Consider the following 2085-nt stretch of genomic DNA (forward strand, 5'->3'; position numbering starts at 1 on the left):
GCGCAGCCCAACGCAGGGCAAGCCTGCTCGCCACAGTGACAGTGTTCGTCCTTATTGAAGGGTATCGCCGGTTGTAGCGCTGTTACAGCCTGTGACAGCGCAGCCTGCGCATCGCCCGTAACCTCGCCAACTGAATCCCGGTTGGAGAGCCCTGTCATGCATCCCCGTAAGAAGCATTTGCCCACCTTGATGCTGTCGCTGTGCATCGTTGCCGGCGTGTTCGTGCCCGGTAATGCGTCGGCCTCGCGCCTGGCGGTTACGGACAAGCCATCACCACGGATGGAAGACAAACACGCTGGCGATCACACCGCCAATACGGCACGTCGGCCAACGGCGCAGGATGCGCTCCTCACCCCGCCACCTCGGAGGTGGCCCCGAGCCGCCGGCGTTGAGAAACTCACGCACCTGCCTGTCCCTGGCCCACTCAACCAAGCTGCTGCACCGCAACCCGTGGCACTTATGCCGGCTGCCCAAGTAACCCTGGCAAGGGGCATGACCTTCAGGAAGCTGTTGCGACGTCGTACATTGGGTTGAGATCAACACAGGCAGCCATGTGGGAGCCGGGCTTGCCCGCGATGCAGGCGACTCGGTATGTCTGGTGCACCGAGGTGATGCCATCGCAGGCAAGCCAGCTCCCACATGGGAGCTCCTGCATTTTGAATACTGCACAAAAAAGCCCCGCCTGCATCACTGCAAGCGGGGCTTTTTAATAGCTGGGTAAGGCTGGCTTACATCATGCCGCCCATGCCACCCATGCCGCCCATGTCTGGCATACCGCCGCCAGCTGCGCCTTCAGCCTTTGGCTTGTCAGCGATTGCAGCTTCAGTAGTCAGGATCAGGCTACCGATGGAGGCTGCTGCTTGCAGCGCGGAACGAGTCACCTTGGTAGGGTCCAGGATGCCCATTTCGATCATGTCGCCGTATTCGCCAGTCGCAGCGTTGTAACCGTAGTTACCTTTGCCGTTCTTGACTTCGTTGACCACAACGCTTGGCTCGTCGCCGGAGTTGGCAGCGATCTGACGCAGCGGCGCTTCAACGGCGCGACGCAGAACAGCGATACCGACGTTCTGGTCAGCGTTGTCGCCGGTCAGATCAGCCAGTGCTTCCAGAGCGCGGATCAGCGCAACGCCACCGCCAGGTACCACGCCTTCTTCAACGGCTGCACGGGTTGCGTGCAGGGCGTCTTCAACGCGGGCTTTCTTCTCTTTCATTTCAACTTCGGAACCGGCGCCAACCTTGATCACTGCAACGCCGCCGGACAGCTTGGCCAGACGCTCTTGCAGTTTTTCACGGTCGTAGTCGGACGAAGTCTCGGCAACCTGGGCACGGATCTGAGTGATGCGAGCCTGGATGTCCTGCTCAACGCCAGCACCGTCAACGATGATGGTGTTTTCTTTGGAGATGGTCACGCGCTTGGCGCTACCCAGGTTTTCCAGGGTGGCGCTTTCCAGGCTCAGGCCGATCTCTTCGGAGATAACGGTACCGCCGGTCAGAACGGCGATGTCCTGCAGCATGGCCTTGCGACGGTCGCCGAAGCCTGGCGCCTTGACGGCGGCGACTTTAACGATGCCACGCATGTTGTTCACAACCAGAGTCGCCAGGGCTTCGCCTTCAACGTCTTCGGAAACGATCAGCAGTGGGCGGCCGGCTTTGGCAACGGCTTCCAGCACTGGCAGCATTTCGCGGATGTTCGAGATCTTTTTGTCGACCAGCAGGATCAGCGGGCTGTCCAGCTCGGCAACCATGGTCTCAGGCTTGTTGACGAAGTACGGGGACAGGTAGCCACGGTCGAACTGCATGCCTTCTACAACCGACAGTTCGTTTTCCAGGCCAGTGCCTTCTTCAACGGTGATCACGCCTTCTTTACCGACTTTTTCCATGGCTTCGGCAATGATGTCGCCGATGGAGTTGTCGGAGTTGGCGGAGATGGTGCCTACCTGAGCGATAGCCTTGGTGTCGGCGCATGGCTTGGACAGCTTTTTCAGCTCAGCAACGATGGCGATGGTCGCCTTGTCGATGCCGCGCTTGAGATCCATCGGGTTCATGCCGGCAGCGACGGCCTTGTAGCCTTCGTTGACGATGGCC

At 60.0% G+C, this 2085-nt stretch carries 2 protein-coding genes; one reads left to right on the forward strand and one right to left on the reverse strand.

All coding sequences use genetic code 11. The features are described 5' to 3' along the window. Positions 1-156 precede the first annotated feature (156 nt). Entirely contained in the window at positions 157-534 is a 378-nt protein-coding gene (locus FEM54_RS31290) for a hypothetical protein (protein ID WP_138454142.1), read from the forward strand. Positions 535-728: 194 nt separating this feature from the next. Here FEM54_RS31290 and groL read toward each other — a convergent pair. Further along, a partial coding sequence (gene groL, locus FEM54_RS31295) for a chaperonin GroEL (protein WP_138454143.1) occupies positions 729-2085 on the reverse strand: 1357 nt, incomplete at its 5' end.

The sequence above is a fragment of the Pseudomonas edaphica genome, assembly GCF_005863185.1.
In the GTDB taxonomy this organism is placed as follows: Bacteria; Pseudomonadota; Gammaproteobacteria; order Pseudomonadales; family Pseudomonadaceae; genus Aquipseudomonas; species Aquipseudomonas edaphica.

What these genes read in the sequence shown, in the direction of transcription:
- FEM54_RS31290 (WP_138454142.1), top strand. Translation starts at nt 157, where the DNA reads ATGCATCCCCGTAAGAAGCATTTGCCCACCTTGATGCTGTCGCTGTGC.